The organism is candidate division WOR-3 bacterium (genome assembly GCA_016867815.1).
Classification (GTDB): domain Bacteria; phylum Hydrothermota; class Tepidihabitantia; order Tepidihabitantales; family Tepidihabitantaceae; genus UBA2258.
In genome coordinates, this window is the sequence record VGIR01000033.1 from 1 (window position 1) to 19,799 (window position 19,799).

Annotated in this window: 18 protein-coding genes; 5 read left to right on the plus strand and 13 right to left on the minus strand. The window is 61.2% G+C overall.

All coding sequences use genetic code 11. The annotated features are described in order from the left end of the window. Positions 1 to 130: 130 nt before the first annotated feature. The 4 genes from FJY68_06655 to FJY68_06670 all read right to left on the minus strand — a co-directional run bounded on the left by FJY68_06655 (position 131) and on the right by FJY68_06670 (position 3,561). Positions 131 to 691, minus strand: coding sequence for a hypothetical protein (locus FJY68_06655; GenBank protein MBM3331518.1), 561 nt, complete (start codon positions 689 to 691; stop codon positions 131 to 133). Further along, positions 692 to 1,897, minus strand: coding sequence for a 2,3-bisphosphoglycerate-independent phosphoglycerate mutase (locus tag FJY68_06660; protein MBM3331519.1), 1,206 nt, complete (start codon positions 1,895 to 1,897; stop codon positions 692 to 694). A gap of 85 nt (positions 1,898 to 1,982) precedes the next feature. Next, on the minus strand, positions 1,983 to 2,714 hold the full coding sequence (locus FJY68_06665; protein ID MBM3331520.1) for a hypothetical protein: 732 nt from the start codon (positions 2,712 to 2,714) through the stop codon (positions 1,983 to 1,985). After that, positions 2,701 to 3,561 (minus strand): hypothetical protein, encoded by an 861-nt coding sequence (locus tag FJY68_06670; GenBank protein ID MBM3331521.1) that lies wholly within the window; start codon positions 3,559 to 3,561, stop codon positions 2,701 to 2,703. The genes FJY68_06665 and FJY68_06670 overlap by 14 nt, the downstream gene beginning before the upstream one ends. A 106-nt stretch (positions 3,562 to 3,667) precedes the next feature. Between FJY68_06670 and plsY the strand changes: the two genes are divergently transcribed. The 3 genes from plsY to FJY68_06685 are packed head-to-tail and all read left to right on the plus strand — an operon-like array spanning position 3,668 to position 5,603. After that, the gene (plsY, locus tag FJY68_06675; GenBank protein ID MBM3331522.1) at positions 3,668 to 4,273 is read left to right on the plus strand and encodes a glycerol-3-phosphate 1-O-acyltransferase PlsY; all 606 of its coding nucleotides are present in this window, start codon (positions 3,668 to 3,670) and stop codon (positions 4,271 to 4,273) included. Then, the gene (locus tag FJY68_06680) at positions 4,270 to 5,265 is read left to right on the plus strand and encodes an NAD(P)-dependent glycerol-3-phosphate dehydrogenase (protein MBM3331523.1); all 996 of its coding nucleotides are present in this window, start codon (positions 4,270 to 4,272) and stop codon (positions 5,263 to 5,265) included. Before plsY ends, FJY68_06680 begins: the two co-directional genes overlap by 4 nt. Beyond that, positions 5,256 to 5,603, plus strand: a complete 348-nt coding sequence (locus FJY68_06685; GenBank protein ID MBM3331524.1) for a MerR family transcriptional regulator — start codon at positions 5,256 to 5,258, stop codon at positions 5,601 to 5,603. The genes FJY68_06680 and FJY68_06685 overlap by 10 nt, the downstream gene beginning before the upstream one ends. Positions 5,604 to 5,852: 249 nt before the next feature. Here the strand turns inward: FJY68_06685 and FJY68_06690 are convergent, their stop codons facing one another. The 5 genes from FJY68_06690 to FJY68_06710 all read right to left on the minus strand — a co-directional run bounded on the left by FJY68_06690 (position 5,853) and on the right by FJY68_06710 (position 11,787). After that, on the minus strand, positions 5,853 to 6,809 hold the full coding sequence (locus tag FJY68_06690) for a hypothetical protein (protein MBM3331525.1): 957 nt from the start codon (positions 6,807 to 6,809) through the stop codon (positions 5,853 to 5,855). A gap of 303 nt (positions 6,810 to 7,112) precedes the next feature. Then, positions 7,113 to 8,189 carry a class I SAM-dependent methyltransferase gene (locus FJY68_06695; protein ID MBM3331526.1) on the minus strand — a complete coding sequence of 359 codons (1,077 nt, stop codon included), beginning with the start codon at positions 8,187 to 8,189 and terminating at the stop codon, positions 7,113 to 7,115. After that, complete coding sequence (locus FJY68_06700; protein MBM3331527.1) at positions 8,128 to 9,342, minus strand: glycosyltransferase; 1,215 nt, start codon at positions 9,340 to 9,342, stop codon at positions 8,128 to 8,130. The genes FJY68_06695 and FJY68_06700 overlap by 62 nt, the downstream gene beginning before the upstream one ends. 31 nt (positions 9,343 to 9,373) lie before the next feature. Further along, positions 9,374 to 10,522, minus strand: a complete 1,149-nt coding sequence (locus FJY68_06705; protein ID MBM3331528.1) for a glycosyltransferase family 4 protein — start codon at positions 10,520 to 10,522, stop codon at positions 9,374 to 9,376. A gap of 146 nt (positions 10,523 to 10,668) precedes the next feature. Further along, entirely contained in the window at positions 10,669 to 11,787 is a 1,119-nt protein-coding gene (locus tag FJY68_06710; protein ID MBM3331529.1) for a glycosyltransferase family 4 protein, read from the minus strand. Positions 11,788 to 12,063: 276 nt separating this feature from the next. Here FJY68_06710 and FJY68_06715 point away from each other — a divergent pair, with 276 nt between their 5' ends. Both FJY68_06715 and FJY68_06720 read left to right on the plus strand, forming a co-directional pair. After that, positions 12,064 to 13,176, plus strand: coding sequence for a glycosyltransferase (locus tag FJY68_06715; GenBank protein MBM3331530.1), 1,113 nt, complete (start codon positions 12,064 to 12,066; stop codon positions 13,174 to 13,176). 76 nt (positions 13,177 to 13,252) lie between these two features. After that, a complete protein-coding gene (locus FJY68_06720; GenBank protein ID MBM3331531.1) occupies positions 13,253 to 14,341 on the plus strand; it encodes a glycosyltransferase family 4 protein in 1,089 nt (362 codons plus the stop codon). On the opposite strand, the gene FJY68_06725 is transcribed toward FJY68_06720, so the two are convergent. From FJY68_06725 to FJY68_06740, 4 genes are all read right to left on the minus strand, one after another. Beyond that, the gene (locus FJY68_06725; protein MBM3331532.1) at positions 14,293 to 15,750 is read right to left on the minus strand and encodes an O-antigen ligase family protein; all 1,458 of its coding nucleotides are present in this window, start codon (positions 15,748 to 15,750) and stop codon (positions 14,293 to 14,295) included. The two genes, FJY68_06720 and FJY68_06725, sit on opposite strands and share 49 nt — an antisense overlap. Then, a complete protein-coding gene (locus FJY68_06730) occupies positions 15,743 to 17,224 on the minus strand; it encodes a flippase (protein ID MBM3331533.1) in 1,482 nt (493 codons plus the stop codon). The genes FJY68_06725 and FJY68_06730 overlap by 8 nt, the downstream gene beginning before the upstream one ends. Further along, positions 17,202 to 18,437, minus strand: a complete 1,236-nt coding sequence (locus tag FJY68_06735; protein MBM3331534.1) for a hypothetical protein — start codon at positions 18,435 to 18,437, stop codon at positions 17,202 to 17,204. The genes FJY68_06730 and FJY68_06735 overlap by 23 nt, the downstream gene beginning before the upstream one ends. 89 nt (positions 18,438 to 18,526) lie before the next feature. Next, the gene (locus tag FJY68_06740; GenBank protein ID MBM3331535.1) at positions 18,527 to 19,699 is read right to left on the minus strand and encodes a UDP-N-acetylglucosamine 2-epimerase (non-hydrolyzing); all 1,173 of its coding nucleotides are present in this window, start codon (positions 19,697 to 19,699) and stop codon (positions 18,527 to 18,529) included. Positions 19,700 to 19,799 lie beyond the last annotated feature (100 nt).

Below are 19,799 nucleotides of genomic sequence, written 5' to 3' on the forward strand. Positions count from 1 at the left end.
AGTTGGATACGCTCAGACGGGCGCTGGGAATGGCCGAACAGAAAAGGGAGTCCAGCCTTCGGACCACCGGCCAAAAACTGACAGCCTGAGATGGATTTTACAGGAGAATCCGGACTTGACCATCGTTGTTCTAGTTAGTGACCGACTGGAAGTAGCGCGCGATGGCCGTGTCGTAACGGCTGGTGATCTGGAAGGCCTCGGCCGCAAGCTTCTTCCTCGTATCGGCGCTGGTGGTGCCCGACTTGGCAAGCTCGGCGATGATCGCCGCGTAGTACTTGGGGTCAGGCACGATAGTGACAAAGGCGTGGTTCTTGGCTGCGGCCCGCAGCAGGGTCACGCCGCCGATATCGATCAGTTCCACGAGTTCGTCGTGGGTCGCCTTGCGTGCCAGGCCGTCCTCGAACGCGTAGAGGTTGCAGACCACGATGTCGATCGGCTCGACCGTGTCGTCCTTCCGCGTCGTGAGGATGCCGCCGGCGATCTTCGGATGCAGGGTCTTCACCCTTCCCCCAAGTATCTCAGGAGAACCGGTGTAGTGCGCGATCTCGGTCACCGGGATGCCCGCGTCGCGAATCGCGGCCGCGGTCTTGGACGTAGAGAGAATCTCGTACCCGGCATTGGCGAGCGCTCGGGCCAGGTCCACGATGCCGGTCTTATCCCAGACGGAAATGATGGCTCGACGTTGAGGCATTTATGCTCCGAACTTCTTGAGTTTGAGTGAATGGGCCAGGAGCAGGTTCATCAGCCTGACCGACTCCAACCGGCCGTAGGTACCGCGTGCGCAGGCGCGCTCGCCAAAACCCTCGTGCGGCTCGCTCGGCCGGACGTAGTGCGAAGCGAGTAGCATCGGCACTTCGTGCCAGGAGTGACCGGCCTTGGCCGCCGGCGTGGAGTGGTCGCCGGTGATGCAGAGCACGTCGGGCTTGAGCGCCTCGAGTTGGGGCAGCACTTCGTCGTCGAACTGCTCGACCAGTTCCTGTTTGGCATCGAAGGCGCCGTCCTCACCTGCCTTGTCCGTCTCTTTGAGGTGCAGGAAGAAGAAGTCGTATCCGCTGTTCCAGTGCCGGCGCAGTGTCTCCACTTCGGAGTCCCACGTTCCTCCGGTCTCGAGCACGTCCATTCCCACGAGCTTTGCCAGCCCCCGATACATCGGGTAGGCAGCGACACAGGCCGGCGCAAGCTTGAACCGGTCCCGCATCGAGGGAATCGCCGGCGGCTGGGCGAGCCCGCGCAGCAGCACGAAGTTGGCGCTGTGCTGGTCCTTGAGCACGCCGGCGGCGAGCTCGATGAAACGGTTGGCCACGCGGGTTGACCTGGCCGCGGCCGGATCTGGTGACGAAACCGCGAGCGGCTTGAGCCCGTCCTGCTGCGGATCAGAATCGGCCAGGCCGCCTGAAAGACCCGACCCCTGGAAGACTACGACAAACCGATGGCCGATACCGGGCCTGACAATCACCTTCACGTCATCAATCGCCGGAATCGCCGTCTGCAGTCGCGCCGCAAGCTCGGTGCAGAGGTCGGTGGGAATCCTGCCTGCGCGGCGGTCCTGGAGCGTGCCGCCGGCCGCGAGGGTCGCGAAATTGGCCCGGGCGCAGAGATCAGCAGGCGCGGGATGCAGCCCGATGCCGAGCGCCTCGAGCACTCCCCGCCCCACATCGTACTTGACCGGGTCGTACCCGAACAAGGCGAGGTGTGCGGGACCGGAGCCGGGCGTGATACCGACGTCCACCGGCGTCAGGAGCCCGAGGTCAGACCGGCGGGACAGATCGTTCAGGTTGGGCGTGGAGGCCGCTTCAAGCTCGGTCTTGCCGTTGCGGGGCAGCCCGCCCAAGCCGTCGAGCACGACGAGCAGGATCTTCCTCTCGCTCTTTGTGACTAGACTCTCTATGAGGTCCATTGAAGGAAATGATAGGAGTTGCCGCCGGTCAGTCAAGCCGATGAAGCCTTGCTCGAGGCCGGGTTCAACGCCGGGGGCGAACCGGCTACTCGACCGAGACGGCTACCCTGAGCGCGAAGGTCGTGTCTTTGAAGGCACCGCGGAACTCAAGCTGGTGCAGCCCGACCGGCATCTGGCCGCCCATGCTCCAGCCTCCGGACACGTAGAAGGAATCGGCAGCCTTGTATCCTGCAGCCGACGGGTCAGGCAGAGTCGGCTGACCCGGAAAGGTCAGCGCAAGCGAACTCAATGTCACGTCGTGGTTGAAGCTGTAGCTGAAGCTGGTCGTGTCGCCCGACTGGGACCTCATGCCGGACGCATTGACCTCGAGCACCTCGTAGGTCGACATCTGGATTTCGCCGGCGTCTACCGTCCAGTACTTGTACACAATCACCGGCGCGCCGGGCCGACGCAGTTGATTGCTGTCACCGTGGACTCCGACCAGATCACCATCACTGACCCTGCCGTTGGAGTCACGGTCCTGCCATGCCAGCACGTAGTACGGACCCGGAGCGACAACCGGAAACTCGAAAGCTGCCCGGAAGAACTGCCCGCCTGCTTCAGGCGCGACCGCATACACCGGCGCGGAATCCCACGCCGCACTGTCGTGCAACTCGACCCGGGCAAGTCGGACATCGCCCTCCTCACCGGGCTTGAGAGCCAGCTGACCGTAGACTGTTGTCGGCAACCGACAGCCCGCGAACAGGCAGAATCCCGCCATCACCAGGACAACCCCCGCGAGAGAGAACCGCGCGCGAAGCTCTTTAGCGACCCGCATTGTCAATGTTGCGCTGCGCCTCGCGCATCTGTTCCGCCAGTCGCTTGATACTGGGCTGCATCTCCTCGGAGTGGCGCAGGTACCTCGTTGCCACGTTCTGCTGTATCTCAAACTCGGCGCCGTCCAAACGCAGCAAGGCCTCGACCGCGGCCTCCGACCTGACATAGTATGCATGCCGGTCGGCCGCATCCTCGTCCAATGACTTCAAGTAGCGATCAACTGCCGCGTACAGAACGCTCAGGCGAAAACCGAGACGCGATTCGGTCTGTCGGGACGCACTGCGAATAGCCTCTCCCCGCTGCCTTGCCGACTGAATGTCCCGCCGCGCACTATCGGCGAGCAGAACGGCCCTGCGAAATCCGTCCGCTACCTCCTGTGAGTTGTCACGGGTCACGGGCCCCGGCGATAGTAGATCGGAAGCGCGCGCCCACTTCTGACCGGCGGCGTTTACGAAAGTATCAACGGCCGCCAACGCCGAGCGGGCGATATGGACGCCGGTCGCAGGGCGCGGCGCTGGAGCGGGCCGGCTCGTCGCCTGCGGGTTGGCAAGCGGCACGCTCTCAATCGGCAGAGCCGAACCCCTGGGTGGTTCGGAGTTCGCAAGTTTGACTGGTGGAGGACGATACGAGATGATCAGGACGAGCGCGATGATCATGAGTATGGCAGCCGCAAGGAGAGAGAACGTCCGCACGCGGGCGACCCGCACGACCTGCTGTACATCGGGTTTGAAGACCAGCTCGGGCGGGGATGACGAAGATGCGACCGGCTTCTCGTCGGTCCGCCGCGGGTCGTACTGTGGTTCGGAGCCGCTCAACTCAAACCTCTCTCTAAAACCATATTGCCGCATCCGGCTCGTGTCAACAACCGCAGTTGCTTGACATCAGACGGTCGGCGGCTATCTTGGACTCAACCATGACCGCACCGCACAGAAGCGCCCGAGGAGACCATCCGACATGATGCTCGCGGTTGCCCTCTCGCTCATCGTCGGCGCCGCGTTCGGCTCCATCCCGTTCGGGTACATCGCCGGCCGGCTGAACCGAATCGATATCCGCCGGCACGGCTCCGGCAACATCGGATTCACCAACGTCCAGCGCACCATCGGCTGGTTCTGGGCGGTACCGGTTCTGCTGCTCGACGCCGCCAAAGGACTGGTCCCGACCGCAGTCTCGGGAGGCCTCGGCCTGGTGCCGTCGTTGGTCGGCATCGGAGCAATCCTCGGCCATGTCTTCTGCCCTTGGCTCGGGTTCAACGGAGGCAAGGGCGTGGCAACAACAATCGGGGTCGCCGCATTGCTCTGCCCCCGCAGTCTCTTTGCCGGGCTTGGAGTTTTTGTATTGGTACTTGCTGTAACTGGTTTCATATCTGCATCTTCCCTGACACTGGCAGTCATGTTGCCTTTGCTGACCGCGCTGTTCTACCGAGGCGACGCCGCCCTGCTGGTGTTCGCTCTGGGCGTCGGACTCATCATCGTTGCCCGACACACAGCGAACATCAGGCGCCTGGCTGCGGGAACTGAATCACGGCTCGGACTCTGGATCAAGCTGTTTCGAAAAGCATGAGGATCGCATTCGTTGGAGCAGGCCGCTGGGCGCTCGCGCTGGGAATCCGGCTGTCAGCAAATGGACACGAGATCTCGCTCTGGGAATTTAGCCAGACCAGCATCGACCGCCTGACTTCGACCCGACGCCACCCTGACCTGCCAGAAGACGCGACCCTGCCTGAGGCCGTTGCGGTGACCGGCGATCTGGGCAGGGCCATAGCGGGCGCCCAGATGGTCGTATTCGCCGTGCCCTCCGACAGTCTGGCAGGTGTAGTCCAGGCGGTCAAGGCACTCAAGCCCGTACCGCAGGCGCTGGTCACCGTAACCAAGGGCTTCGAGCCGAAGTCCCTGAAACGGCTGTCGGTCACAATCAACGAGGCGCTGCCCGCCCTGCCGGTCGTCGTCTTGGCAGGCCCGGGCATTCCCTACGACGTTGCCCTGGGCGACCCGACCTCACTAGTCGCTGCATCCGTCATCGAGACCGCAGCGGCAGCGGTACGAGACACGTTTACCGGCGGCAACCTGCGGGTCTACTCGCACGGCGACGTGGTCGGGGTTGAACTGGGAGCTGCTCTAAAGAACGTCATCGCCATCGCTGCGGGTGTTGCTGACGGAATCGGACTGCACATCAACGCCAAGGCGGCGCTCCTGACGCGAGGGCTGGCCGAGATCACCCGGCTGGGGCTTGCATTCAACTCCAACCCCCTGACGTTTGCCGGCCTGTCCGGCATGGGCGACCTGATTGTCACCGCCTTCTCTGACCACTCGCGGAATCACGCGCTCGGAGTCGCCATCGGGCGGGGCCAGCCTACGACCGACGCGCTGTCATCTCTGGCGGGCGTTGCCGAGGGAGCGACGACTGCTCGCTCGGCACGGAGTCTGGCTGGGAGCCAACGGGTCGAGATGCCGATTACCGAAGAGGTCTACAGAATGCTGTACGAGGGCGTCTCCCCTCGCGACAGCATGGAGCGGCTCCTGCGGCGGAGCCCGCGCCAGGAGATATGGAAGTGAAAAAGGGCAAGCACTACCTCGTGACAGAAATCTGCCGGAGGCTTGACATCGCGCCTCACATCCTCCGCTACTGGGAACAGGAATTCGCCATCAAACCGATCCGCAACTCCGCCGGTCGCCGCATCTACAGCGAGTCCCAGCTTGAGCGCCTGCAGCTCATCAAGCACCTGGTCCGCACCGAGAAGCTGACCGTCGCCGGCGCCCGCCGCCACCTCGCCGAGATGTCAAGTAAGCCAACCGCCGCCATTGCTTCCGCCGACCACCGCCAAACCCTCCTCTGGCTCAAGCGAGAACTTCTGGCTATAGGATCTCAGTTGCGGGGCAGTACGGATCAGTAAGCCAGGCGTTGTATCAGCGACGCCGGGCTGTGTGACAGCAACCAGAAATAGGCCTGCGCGACCGAGTGGCTGCCATTGTGCCGGAACGCCGAAAGAAGTGCCGCGCCCGAAGATAGACATCAACCGCAACAGACATAACGTCGCACTGTCTGGCTGTCGGCGTCTATGGTCGAAGATGTACGAGCCTCCGGGACATGGCCGCGCCAGCGAGCATCAACGTCAGGCCGACATTCCCGGCCAGCAGTTGGATCAGATCGCTGCCTGCAACCGAACAAGGAAGGCAAGAAAGCTCCAGTTGTCCTGGTAGTTGCGTCGATAGGAACAGCTCAGCAATACCCTGAACGCGTCACATGCAGAGAAGGGCCGAACGTTGATGCCCGCGGTGGCCATCCAGTCGGCGCGCTTACGGCTTGGCAGGACTAGGTCGAGCCTGGCAACGGGCTGCAGCTGGCCCGTGCTCAAGTACGCCTGCACATACCCCGCATTGTTCCGCGCATCCGGCCCCTGGTGATTCTGGAACTCCGCCTGCAGCTCCAACGGACCCCGGGCCGCACTCGCCTCAAAAGCCACAGTCTGCCAGGCGGTTTCGGACGCACCAGGCCATCCGTGGTAGGCTCGTAGCGCGAGAGTGGCGTTCGCGGTCGACGCAGGTCTGACGGCTACTCGCGCGCAAAGATCCTTCCGACCGTTAGCCTCACCAGCATTGGGTCCGCTTCCATTGATGACAGCGGCCGCGACTGAGATGCGGTCTGCGTCCCAAGTCCCAAGTATGCCAATGTCCCGTGTCCCGAGCGGCTTGGCGTAGCTGATCAGCAACGCATTCCCGGAGAGGATTTGACTGTCGGGCTCAGTCATGGCGTCCATCCCAAGCGGCTGCAGGAACTGCCCGGCGCGGAGCCCCAGCCGGCCACGCCACGTCAGGGAAAGGTACAGGTCCCGCGGTTCCGCGCGACCGACGTCGGCACTCAGCCGGAACGAGACGCCCGGAGTCACGCGCCCGGTCAGACCGGCGACGGCATCGACTCGCTCGAACGCGAGCTCGTTGCGTGAGAGGCCGCCTTCTTCCGCCATCCACACGTGGCCGCTTGTCCAGACAGTCGCGTCGAGAACAAGCCTGTCGCCAGCCAAATCCAAGTCCGCTTGTGCAGAACTCGCGGCAGCCAGGAGAATCATGATGCCGAATCCGAAATTGCGCAGTCTAGACATGAACGACCTCCCGTTCTCGGACACTTCTCGTTTCTCTCCATGACGCTTCTCACACACCGGGCTCGACCTAGACGAACCGGTACCCGTCTCAGGCCAACCTTCCGACGAAAGGACCAGTGCCAACTCCACAACACCATCCATGCAAACGCAGTATGTATGGCGGGACAACTCTCTCATCAAGAGCCACGTGCCGCCAATGCCGACAGCGCAGTGACGCGTGGAAACACCAGCAGCGGTTCGACCGACAAGGACAGCCACACAACGGCCATTCGCTCTACCCACCGTTATCGTAGACATCAGACGTTATGCGCAGTGCTGGTCTTTGGTGGGAACTGGCCGCGGCGGACGAAGATCGGCGTCCTGCTTCTTTCGGAATGTAAAGGATACGAATGCAGTAGTAAGGTCCTCGCGGCTGTATTCCGTCAGCAACTCCCTCGGAGCGAGTGAGAGCAAATCCACACCCTCCGAAGTGCGTTCCTCGGCTACGACTTCCGTTTCCTTGTGAAAGAAGCGCCGATAGTCGGTAAGACGGAGCCTGTTCAGGTACGAGTCCGCGGGGTAGCTGTTGTCTCTCAGGTGGTCCCACGGAGGGACATCAGCCGGGATACCCCACTGTGGACAGGTCGGGTCGAGCGCGTACTGCCAATCCATGCAATGCCCTCCTGAAAGCGATGGAAAGAGGTGAATCACGACAAAACCGATGCCGTCCGACTTGAGCGCCGAGTTCATGTTCCTCACGGCCGGCTCGACGTCGACGACGTGCTCAAGTACATGGAAGGAGAATACCATGTCGAACCGTTCTCCGGGCAGACCGGCACCAGCCGCATCCATCACCTCGACGTCCAAAGCAGGAAACGGATCGAGGTTCACGCCACACTGCAGCGCCAAAGTGCTGAAGAACCGGCGATCGAACAACGTGTGGCGCAAGAGACCCTTGATCGCCCGGTGCAGTCCGTTGCGCCTAAGCACCTCGAAGAAACGCAGGAAGCCTAGCTGATAGGTCGGTATCTCAACGTCGACCGCGCTGGCCTCGGCTCCATTTGCCGCAAAGAGGAGCGGGAGCACTGCCCGCTGGCCGCACCCGACCTCAAGCACGCGCACCCCAGACACGGACTTCCCTGTCGAGAACGCCAGAAGATCCCTAAGCATCTCGAAACGTCGCCGATACATCTGGACCTCGCGGTCCGTGTACCTAAGGTGCTTGAGGTACATCTGTGACGCATTGCGAATTGTCCGTAGGAACGAAATCCGCTGCCCTGCCATTGCGCGACGCTGGCAGCCGTCGACGTCTAGGACGCGCTTCACGGCGCTGGCGGAACTACCGGGGTCTGGTTTCAGCAACAACGGTCTCTCTCCTCTTGGACTCCTCGTCCGCCGCATGCGGTGAGGCAAAAGGTGTCCGCGGTGTCTTTCTCCAATACTGCTCACGTCTGAACAGGTAGCGCCAGTAGCCAATGACAAGACCTACGTTCATGAGCAAATAGTACTGAGGAATGAGCAGCCTGCGGAAACGTCCTGATGATGCAAACACCAGTGGGATAGTGATGTAGCCGGCCACCTGCAGTAGAAGGAGAACCGCAAAGAACGGATGCCGCGCCTCGATCGCCGACCCAGCAAGCATCATAAGCAGCAGCAGCGGAACGACCATCCGCAGGACTTTGTGCGAGAAGTATACCCAGGCCTTGCGCCCATACCTCGGCGACAACAAGCAGAAGCAACGGATCAAAGCCTGAAGGTTGCCGCCGCTGATGCGGGTTTTTCGTGAGAACTCCACGGACTCTGACTCAGCAAGAGTGGTGACGATCGCTTTTGGCTCGCAGACCACATCCATTCGCGACCTGAATGGCCTGATACCAAGCACGAAGTCGTCCAGGATCGTATCGTCCGGGATAGGAGTCGCATACTCCTTGCGTATCATGTTGGCGTAGGCATTGCAGCCGACCATAGCACCTAGTCTACCCTCGAACTCCTTGACTTTGGACTCCCACTTGTCGTAGAAACCCTCTGCGGGGCTGCCTTCGCGGTTGACGCGCACATAGCGGGGATTCACGACCGCAACCCTTGGATCACGCATATGCGCAAGCATCAGCCGAAGCGAATCACGCGTGAGCATCGAGTCGGCGTCCGTGCACAGTACGACATCGCCGCTTGCTTCCTGCAGCAGTCGATTCTGCACAACAGTCTTTCCGGCCTGCGGTTCGAACCGCAGCAAACGGATCCTGGCATCCCCAAAGGATCGAATGATCTCCTCGGTTCGGTCAGTTGAGCTGTCAGAGCCAATGAGTATCTCTGTCCTGTCGACGGAGTAGTCCAGGTCAAGGCAGTTGCGGACCTTGTCCGCAATGATGGACTCCTCGTTGTAGACGGCCATGACGAGCGACACCCGTAGCGCATCAGGGTCGACGACGTCTATGTACCTTCTCGGTTGCACTCGACTCCAGATCCAAAGGACGGCTGGAAACAAGACCCAGTGGTAGCCTAGTATCCCAAGCGGAATCCAGAACAGCAGCACGGCAAGCGTGTCGAAAGACATCAAACTCCTTTGCGGCCGGCAGGCCCTTCCGTCAATTGATGCCCAGGACCCTTCTGTAGACAGCGACGTGTTTCGCGGCTGACTCCTCCCAGGAGAACTGCTTCACTCGCGCCATGCCACGGCGCACCAGATCTAACCTGAGTTGCGCGCAACCAAGGACAGCTCGTAGTGCATCGGCGAGCCGTCCCGCATCTCCCGCTGGAAACAGAATCGCGGCATCGCCGGCCACCTCCGGAATGGAAGATGTGTTTGCCGCTATCACCGGCACGCCTGATGCCATCCCTTCAAGCACGGGCAGGCCAAAACCCTCGTACCTCGAAGAGAAGACGACGACTGATGCCGACGAGTAGAGACCCGGAAGCAAGTCCTGTGGCACGAAACCAAGAAACATGGCTCTGTCACTCAAACCAAGTTGGCATGCGCGGTCGCGAATCTCGCGCGCGCCCAAGCCATCCCGACCAGCGATGACTACAGCATCCGCGAGTCCAGAACAGATGACACCTGCGCTCGCCTCCAGAAGCGTGTCTATTCCCTTCTTAACCTCCACTATTCCCACATGGAGTATGTAACGCTCCGGCAGGTCGAACTGGCCGCGCACTCGACGCAGATAGCCATGGTCGTGCCCGATGCGGAACTCGTCGCCAACGCCATGATGGATGACCACGACGTCATCACGCGCAATACCCAAGGCGCCAGCCAAGTCGTTGCGCGCGGAATCCGACCCTGAGATTACCACGTCCGATCGCCCTAGGGCGATACGCACCTGGGCCCGCATGTATGATCGATACACGGGGCCGTAGGCTCCAGGCAGTCCGACAAAAGACAGATCGTGCACTGAGCACACGACTCTGCAAGGGGGCAGCAACGGGACCACCGAATTCGTGCCGTGATACAGAGAAACGCCGTTCCGCTTCAGGTAGGAAGGGACCAGCGTGTTCAGCCACAGCGGTGAGTACAATCGCGCTTGTGGAGTGAAGTCACCAACAGAGCGGCCAAGAACGACCTGCGTGCACCCGCCCGGCAATGCACCTCCACTGAATGGACGGTCCGCCAGCAACTGAATCTCCAAATCCGGTGCCAAGGCCGGAATCCGCTTGGCAAGCTCAAGAACGTAATGGCCAATCCCGGTCATCGGACGCACGGCACGACGTGCGTCGAGAGCGACTTTCGGTCGCGTCACGCTAGCTGACAGACGCGTTCGCAGGCACGACCGACTCCGGGACTCACTAGACGCATTATACCGGCGAAGCCCTACGGGTCAACGCGCAATGGGGACATCGAGACCTCCAAGACAGCACGCGGCTAGAATCCTAACTCGCCCGCGACTCAGGTCTGCCACCCGAGTCCCTCTCGTATGACCTGGAGAACCTCCTCAGCCGCTCGGCGGTAGCTGAACAACCTGGCGCGGACAAGGCCCGCTTCCGCCATCAAAGAGAGCTCCGAGATACTCCCGAGCAACCTTCTGAGCCCCTCGGATAGGGACATCGCGTCGCCGGCGTGGAAGTAGCGCGCAGCATCTCCGCCAACTTCCGGCAGGCTCGACGAATCACTACTCAGAACTGGACACCCGCATGCCATCGACTCAAGCACGGGTAGACCGAAGCCTTCGTAGGTAGATGGATACACGGAGAACATCGCTCCGGAGTACAACGCAGGCAGCAGGCCATCATCTACCCTACCGACGTACCTGACACGTCCTGACTTCTCGTGATCCTGTATCCGCTCCAGAATCCTCCGGCTCTTCCAGCCTGTGCCACCCGCGAGGACAAGCTGTGGTGCCTCCGGAACGGACTCAATGGCTCGCAGCAGGGTCAGGTGGTCCTTCCTCGGTTCGATCGTACTGACGCACAAGATGTAGTCCCGAGTCAACCCGAGTTCGCCCTCTACCACATCCTTTGCCTCGCGCCGCGGCACCGGGCGGCACCAAGACGGAGCCGCAGCATACACCACACGCATCCGGTCACTGCCCACCCCGAGGTAACGATGGACTTGGCTGGCAGTTGAGTGCGAATCGGCCACCACAACGTCGGCAGCCCGGGCCTCGAGGCCCAACATGAGCCGCATACGGAGCCACGCCCAGAAACGCATGCTCTCTGGCTTCACGTATGGCACCAAGTCGTGCACAGTAAGAACCCGGAAGCACCGGTGTCTCGCAGCGATTGGTAGATTGGTCGGCTGGCTCCAGTAGGCGTCAACTCTGTCCGCGGCCAGCGCGTCCGGTAAGACGACTTGCGCCCAGATGCTCGGACGTCGTGACAGCCCGGCAGACACTACCCGCAAACGGCAGTTTCCAGAACACATCGGTACCGCAATCGGCATAGGGGAGTAAAGCAGGAACTCGGTTGCCGGAGCCAGCGCCTGCATCTCTTCCAGGATGTTGCTTAGATAGCGGCCAACGCCCGCACTTTCGTACGCGAACGGAACAGCGTCAATGCCGATGCGCATCAGTCACCATCCCGAATGGACGGCACCGGAACTTCCTGTCGGGCGCAAAGCGCGTGCCTCGCTGCCGTCCTACCGCACGGTCTTCGACCTGGGTCAGGTCGACCAAGGCATGCGACTGAGCCTCTTGGGAACATGTTGCTGCGCAGTATAGTGCACTCACAATTGTGGTCAACAACCGCGCGAGGCGGAATTGACAGACGCTGAGCCCAGGCTATCATCCGTCCCATCGGCATTCATGGATTGGCCGCAAAGCCCCGACTGGCAATTGTGACGACCGTGGCGAGGGCTGATTTCTGCGAACCACTGCGGTGGCTTGATGCGTTTGAAGTGTGGCACTTCTACGGCGAGCTTGCCCCAGACATCCGCAAGGACAGACTGAGCGGGCACTACATGAGATTCAGGAGCACGCCCGAACTGCTACTTGGTCTGCTCAAGGTCAGACCGGATATCATCCAAGGGTCGGAACCCTACGATTTCCCTCCCGGCTTCAGACTCTCGTGCGCAGCGATGCTGGCGGCCGGCCTGTTGAGGAAGCCATTCTACTTTCCCACATTCGAGAACATCCGTCCAGACGTCAAGTACGCACGCAGACGCGGCCTTCCGGTCGGGATCGTGCTCGCCCCCCTGCTCCGTTCATTCCTATCTCTCTACTCGTACAAGAGCGCGGCGGTGTTCGCCGGCAATGAGGGTGCAGTGCGCAACCTGCGCGCTGCTCATGTTCCGGCCGGCCGAATCAGACGCGAACTCTATGCTACATGGGGCGTGGACCTGCGACTATTCAATCCAGATGGTCCTCTCGCCGCCGTACCAGAGGGCAGTGAAGTCATCCTCTTTGTGGGCCGACTGGTTGAACAGAAGGGTGTGCGACAGCTTCTGCGTGCATTCCAGCTCATCAAGGAAAGCCAGCCGGAAGCGACATTGGCCTTCATCGGAGATGGCCCGCTAGCCCGGGAGATCACCGAGTTCGCGCGATCGCATGGCATCGATAACCGAGTGCAGTTGCTCGGATCCCTCCCGAACTGTGACCTGCCGCACTACTTCAGAGCTGCCAAGGTCGTCGTCGTCCCGTCACTGACTGTGCCCACGTGGGCCGAGCAGGTAGGTATGGTGAGTATCCAAAGCATGGCCTGCGGCACTCCGGTCGTCACGACCCGGTCGGGGTCCATTTCTGAGTTCATCGAGGATGGGGTCTCCGGACTACTAGTGCCGGAACGCGACCCGAGAGCGCTTGCGGACGCAGTGCTTCGACTGCTGTGTGACGAACCCTTCAGGAACAGCCTGGCGATCTCTGGACGCGCGTACGCCGAGCGACACTATGACGCGGCCGCCAACGTGGCAATAGTGCAGGACGTACTGCTGCGACTGCTGCCACGCGCACGGCGAGGGTAGACATGACATCGTGCAACATCGGCAGAGCAGCTCCCGTACGGCGCTTGATGGCACAACTACCTCTCGATCTAGTGCCATGAGACTGCTGATCAGCGCACCGTTCGACGCCAGTGCAGATGCTGGCATCTCGCTCTACGTCCGCAGAGTCATCCCTCACTTGGCGACTCGCTGCCAGCTTACCGTCCTCACGCCTAATCCGAAGCTTCTGTCAGAGTGCGGACGGGTCATCGCCATCCCGGAGAACGTCCGGTTCCGCATCCGGAGACTTACCTGGGTTCTGACGAGACTTCGCGCGTACTGCAACGGAAGCTACGATGCTCTGCTTTGCCTGACGCCAGCCGTCCCAATTGCGGCTCCGTTGCCAGCGATAGCTGTCGTTCATGACCTAACCCCCCTGAAGGTACGCGAACTGAACCCGATCACTGAGAAGGTATCGTTCTGGGCCGGACTCCAGACCCTGCGTTGCGCTGACTGGGTTGTCACTGACTCACATAGCACGCTGGAAGACCTCGCTGCAGCGAGCATCCTGCCCCGGCAGAGGATAACGGTCGGCTACTGCGGCCCTGGATTGCTGCCTTCCAACGCAGCGGCCGACTACGCCAAGCAGTTCATCCCTTACATCCTGTATGTGGGTAGCCACGCCCCGCACAAGAACGTCATCCGGCTGATCCGGTCATTCGCACGTGTTGTCGGTACACGGAACCTGAAGCTCGTTCTGGTGGGCGACGGCAGCATCGAACAACTGAGCCACGCCGCACGCGCGATCTCAGAAGAGGGCCTGCAATCACGCGTCACGCTGCTGAACCGAGTCCCAGACGCGCATTTGTCGAGCCTGTACAAACATTGTCAACTACTGGCCTGTCCCTCTCTCTACGAGGGATTCGGACTTCCGGTCCTGGAGGCAATGCTGCACGGAGCGCCAATCGTTTGCAGTTCCGTATCGAGCCTGCCGGAAGTGGCTGGAGATGCCGCCATACTATTCGACCCGCTATCAGTCCAGGACATTGCCGACAAACTGCAGGCACTGCTGGACAACCCCGCTCTGGCGACACGGTTGAGCGAGGCCGGCCGCCACAGGGCGGACCTTTTCACCTGGGAGCGCACGGCTTCGGCAATCTACGAAAGCGTCTCCGCATTGTCAGCCCCCTCCGGGCGAAAGCGCTGACTCGGAATCGCGGGCTGCGAACTCTCAAGCCTCTCGAGGCACAAGCACATTCCTATGAGAAGCCCAAGAGCCATGAAGGCTCCATGCTGCCAGATGATGCAGTCGAACAACCCGTGCCCGGCGAACGAGATCAGTGCCGCGCCCAGACCCACTGCCAGCCAATTCCGCCCTACGCATGTCGGCCTTCGTACGATTCGATCCACACGCGCGAACGCTCCGCCGAACAGCCACCAGAAGCAGACGCTCCCTACGATGCCAAGGTCCGCGAGGAGCTCCAAGAAGAGGTTGTGGCTATTGAAGCGTACCGCGTACCAAGTCGGTTCCGGCCAGCCGTAGAACTGCTTCACAAACCTGAAGTTCTCCAAACCGACGCCCAGTAGCCAGTTATCTTTGAATACCACCCAAGCGTACCTCCAAAGCAGAAGCCTGCCTAGCAGTGACGGGTCGCCGGTCGATGTGGCCTCAACTCTGCTAGCGAGAGCCCCGTGCAATACGTCCAGTGACAGCAGCAGAACGAGCACGGCTGCGGTTGGCAGAATCAGCCAGAAGGACCGCGTGCGGGCGATCACATAGACAAATGCCAGCCCGAATCCCAGCCAAGCTCCACGGGATTTGGTGTAGACCAGCACGACTACAAGCAGGAGCGCCGCCACGAACAGCAGTGCACGGGTGACGTTCCGGCGCGCGTCCAAGGCCGCGCCGAGCGCGACCAGCGTGAATGCCGCTGCGTGCGCTCCCACCGCGTTCAGGTTGACGGAGGAGTGACCAACGATGAACCCCTTGCCGACCGAACCCAGCCCGACCTGAGTCGCTACAAGTGGGAACGCCAGACACATCACCGCGTAGCTGGTCAACACCACGTAGACGATCTGCCGGAGCTCACCAATCGACCTGGGGACATCGACAGCCAGCCAAACGAGTAGCAACACCTGGACCGCAAGCACGGAGTAGCTGACCACGAAGTGGGACTGCCGCCCGTGAGCGTAGGCATTCAGCAGTGCAAGCCCCACGCACACGCCAAGCAGGACAAGCGCCGTGCGGTGCCAAGCTGTGGCTCTGTTCGCGGACGATTCCCGGTGTGCATCGATGAATGTAGTAGCTCGCAGGAACACAATCAGTCCCAGCACCACCCCGTACATTACGAAGCTCATGAAGCTATAGGGAATGAGCTCAAGAGCGGTCAGCGGCAGAACTGCAACGAAGTACGCAAGCAGCCGTGTATCAGACTTGAAGCACAGAGCGAGCACCGCAAGCTGGAAGGGAGCAATCAGAAACACAAGGGAGAGCCTAGCGTCAAAGAGCCAGACAGCGACCCCGGCACCGACCAAACAAACGGCCTCCGCGGCAAGAAACCAGTGCAGCCGGCGCCCAGAAAGGCCGCCAGTGCTGTGCAGAACGTACTCAGACATTGACTCTCCGCATTGCGGCCCTCAAGGTCTGGAGGTCCTCGGGCCGCACGCCGCCGAGTAGCACCAGAAACATGATGTACGCAGGTAGGGCGATCGCGATGGCTGCCCACGGGTGCCAGCGAGCGCTGAACGCTGCTGCCAAGGCCGCGGAACTCGCAGCAAAGAGAGCTCGCACAAGGGACGACGTCACACTGGTGGGACGCCCGCCCGCGGGCATCCAGTAACAGCTTGCCAGCAGAAAAACCATGCCGGCGGCCTCAGCGACCGAGAGTGCCACGGCCGCTCCCAATGCTCCCAGCCTTGGAATCAACAAGAAGTTCAGGACAAGACTGACTGCCACGCTGATGGCAGCCTGCCTAGTGACCATACGCTGTCGGTCGCTCGCAAACAGCATGCTGCTGAGCATCGAGTTCATCGTGGCACATGCTCCCCACCACACCAACGCCATCATTACCCGCACCGACCCCTCATAGCCCGGGCCGTACAGGACCCCGATCACGGGCCCGGCCAGCGCGAGCCCCAATACGGCTTGAGGGATTGCCATATCAAGGATCAGGCTAAGGGCGCGTCCGGCGGCGCCGGGCCAGCGTGACGGTTCGGATGTGAACACTCTCGAAATGACGGGGTACACCGCGCCCGCAAATGATGCGCCCAGGAAGCCTACACCGGCCACTAGTCTGTAGGCCGCCCCGAATTCACCCACGGCCTTCTCACCAGCGATCTTAGACAAGATGGTCGACCCGCTCCAGTAGTAGAACGCCACCAGAATTGAGGCGATGCCAAAAGGGACGGCGCTACGCAGCATCGGTAGCCACCGCCTAACGCCAAGGTCAAGAGACAGGGGTGCAAACTTCCACCACACGACAATCGACACCGCCAGAGCCGCAAGCGAGCTGGCCAAGGCAAGCACAAGCGCGTAGCCTGCAACGGTGGACGTATGCCTAGCCAGAAGCAGAGCACCCGCGATCATCACTGCGGTCTGCCCCCCCCTGGCCAGCGCGGTGTAGGAGTTGTGTTCGAATCCCTGCAAGACGCTGGTGTAGAAGAGGAGCACGCCCCCAGTGATGACAGTTGTGGAACAGATGGCGACGACATGCACGGTGGAAGCGGGGTACGCCAGCAACGCTGCTGCTGCCACCACGATGAATGCCACTGCGGTCGAGGCGAGCAGTCTGATCGTGATTCCCCTGTTTACGAGACCATGAGCGACCGAACGGTCCCGGGCTATCTCTCTGATTGCCAGCGTACCTATCCCCAAGTCGGACAGAACTGAGAACATGCTCACGAAAGCCAAGCTGAACGAAAGGACCCCGAATTGCGCGACTCCCAAGTGGCGTGCGGCGAGCGCGAAGAAGACGAGCGACACGAAGCGACCGGCCACGTCGGCAAGCGCGAGGAAGAAAGTGTTGCTGAGGATGGACCCGCGGCGCTGCCCTGCGCCTGGGCTGCGCTCAGGGCACATCGGCCGTGCCACGGGTCCGCTTCCTTCCCCGTAGACGCGCGCCGACTCGCCGAGACTCCGCCCAGAGCTGTGCCCATCCGCCGTACTCAGTAGGTTTGTTGAGTCTCAAGTCATCAAAGTACTCGGCGCCGAAGGCAAAGACGCACCCGGCGGCCAAACCGAAGAAGAAGACAACAATCACGATTCTGGACCGAATCGGGAAACTGCGACGCTCAGGAGGACGGGCGTAGTCCAATACGGTCAGCGCAGGTGCATCGCGAGCCTCAAGAATCCTGGCGTACTCGTACTGCTCGTATAGCGCCGCGTACGCTTCTTGTTGGATCCTGAAGTTCAAGTACTTGCGGGCGAACTGGGCGGCAACCGCCGGCAGGTACTCGAATGATACGCCGAAGCCAACCCCAAAACCGCTGCTTCCGCTACCCCGCTCCAGCTTGCGCAACTCATCACGTGAAGCGGCTATCTGACGGCTGAGATTGTCAACGTAGGGGTTATCATCGTTCGCCCTGGACCTGGCGGCTTCGTACTCCGCCTCTTGCACGCTAAGTTCGGACCTGAGTTTCGCGTAGGCATTGATGGCGGCCTTGGTTTCCTCCTCTACTGAGGCCACCTTGTTGGCCTCCTGGAATACCCTCAGTGATTCGCCGGCAGCCGCGAGACCCGTGTCCATCTGACCAAGCCGCTTCTCGATGAAAACCCTCATGTTGCGCCCACGGCCGATGTTTGAGTGGCGCAGGAAGCTGTCAAGCTCGGCAACAAACGTGTTCGCCACCCGTGCCGCGAGTTGGCGGGAGTTCGCCTCAACGGCTATCCTGACAATCCCGTCGTTTGAGGCCGTGAATCTCGCCATGTCCTTCAGCTTGCGCACCAGCTTCTCGGGCGTGGGCTCGCGCATCCGGTAGTAGGTGGCAATACTGCAACGCTCCGCAACATTTTGCATCACGGTTCTGCTACCAAGTATCCCCACGGTCAGGTCGGAACTCGACGTAGTACCCATCAGTCCGGCCTTCAGTTTGCCCAGACTGCCGCCCGCCCCTCCACCCAGCAAGCTTGTGAGGCCGAAAATGTCGGGTTCGTCACTCGGTGGCAGAAGCTGAGCGGCAGCCGTGTACCGCTGCGGGAGCAAGAAGCTGACGACAATCGCCAGCGCGGTCAGAGTCACCGTATTCCAAAAGATGAGACGGCGCCACTTGAGGATGACGCTGAGATACTTGACCAGTCTATTCACGCTGGAAGTCTAGGAAACCAAGCGGCAAAGTCAATTCGCTACGGAACAGCCCAAGGACGGAGATCCGAGTCTACCACCAAGACACCAAGTCACAAAGAGGGCCCGGGTGACATTGTCCTGCGTCTGCATGGCGTATTGGCAGTTGTTTGTCGGCTCTCGGGTTGCAGAAGGAACCGGCGAAGTGCTGCCGCGATGCGGGCAGACGCACGGCCGTCGCCGAAGGGATTGTGGGCGCACGCCATCTTGCGATACGCAGATCCGGAGTGAAGCAGCTTCTCTGCCCAAGACAAGATCGCCTCGGGGTCCGTACCAACGAGCTTCGCGGTCCCAGCTTCAACCGCCTCGGGCCGTTCGGTCACATCTCGCATCACCAACACGGGCTTGCCCAAGGCCGGGGCTTCTTCCTGAATGCCGCCCGAGTCGGTCAGGATCAGATATGACCGTTCCATGAGCCTGACAAACGGCAGATACTCCAGCGGCTCGATCAGGTGCACTCTCGCCACGCCTCCCAGAATGGAGCGCACCGGCTTCCTGACACTCGGATTGAGGTGAACCGGGTAGACAATGTCGATGTCCGCGTTCCTCGCAACCAATGCCCTCAGAGCCCGGCAGATGTGCTCGAAGCCCTTCCCGAAGCTCTCTCTTCTGTGTGCCGTTACCAGAACCACCCGCTGCCGCGGGGCGATGTCGTCCAGCACGGGAAGACTGCACTCCGCTTTGCTCACACGCGTAGCTTTGAGAGCATCCACCACTGTGTTCCCGGTCACATGAATCCGCGAACGTGTTACCCCCTCGGCAAGGAGATTCCGCTTCGCTGCCTGGGTTGGCGCAAAGTGCAGGTCGGCAATGCCGCTGATCAATCGCCGGTTCATCTCCTCCGGGAAGGGCGAGTCCGTGTTACCAGTCCTGAGCCCGGCCTCAACATGTCCAACCGGGACTTGCTGATAGAACGCCGCCAGGGCAGCAGCGAAAGCGCTGGTGGTATCTCCTTGCACTATCACTATGTCCGGTCGGACGCGTCGCAGTAGTAGTTCGACTCCAAGCAGCACCTTAGCAGTCACATCGGCAAGAGACTGGCACGGCTTCATCAGGTCAAGGTCGTAGTCCGGCTTGATGTTGAAGACACGCAGCACCTGGTCCAGCATATGTCGGTGCTGGCCCGTCACGAGTACGACGGGTTCGAGCTCCCTGGAATGACGAGTAAGCTCTTGGATGACCGGCGCCAGCTTGATGGCCTCGGGTCTGGTCCCGAAGCAGAACATCACTCGCCGCTTCATCTGATGCTTGTCTGCAGACTGTGTCTTGGCCGGCACTTCTTCAATCTGCCTTCTGGCTTCTGACTTCTGAGTTCGCCCGTTCCTT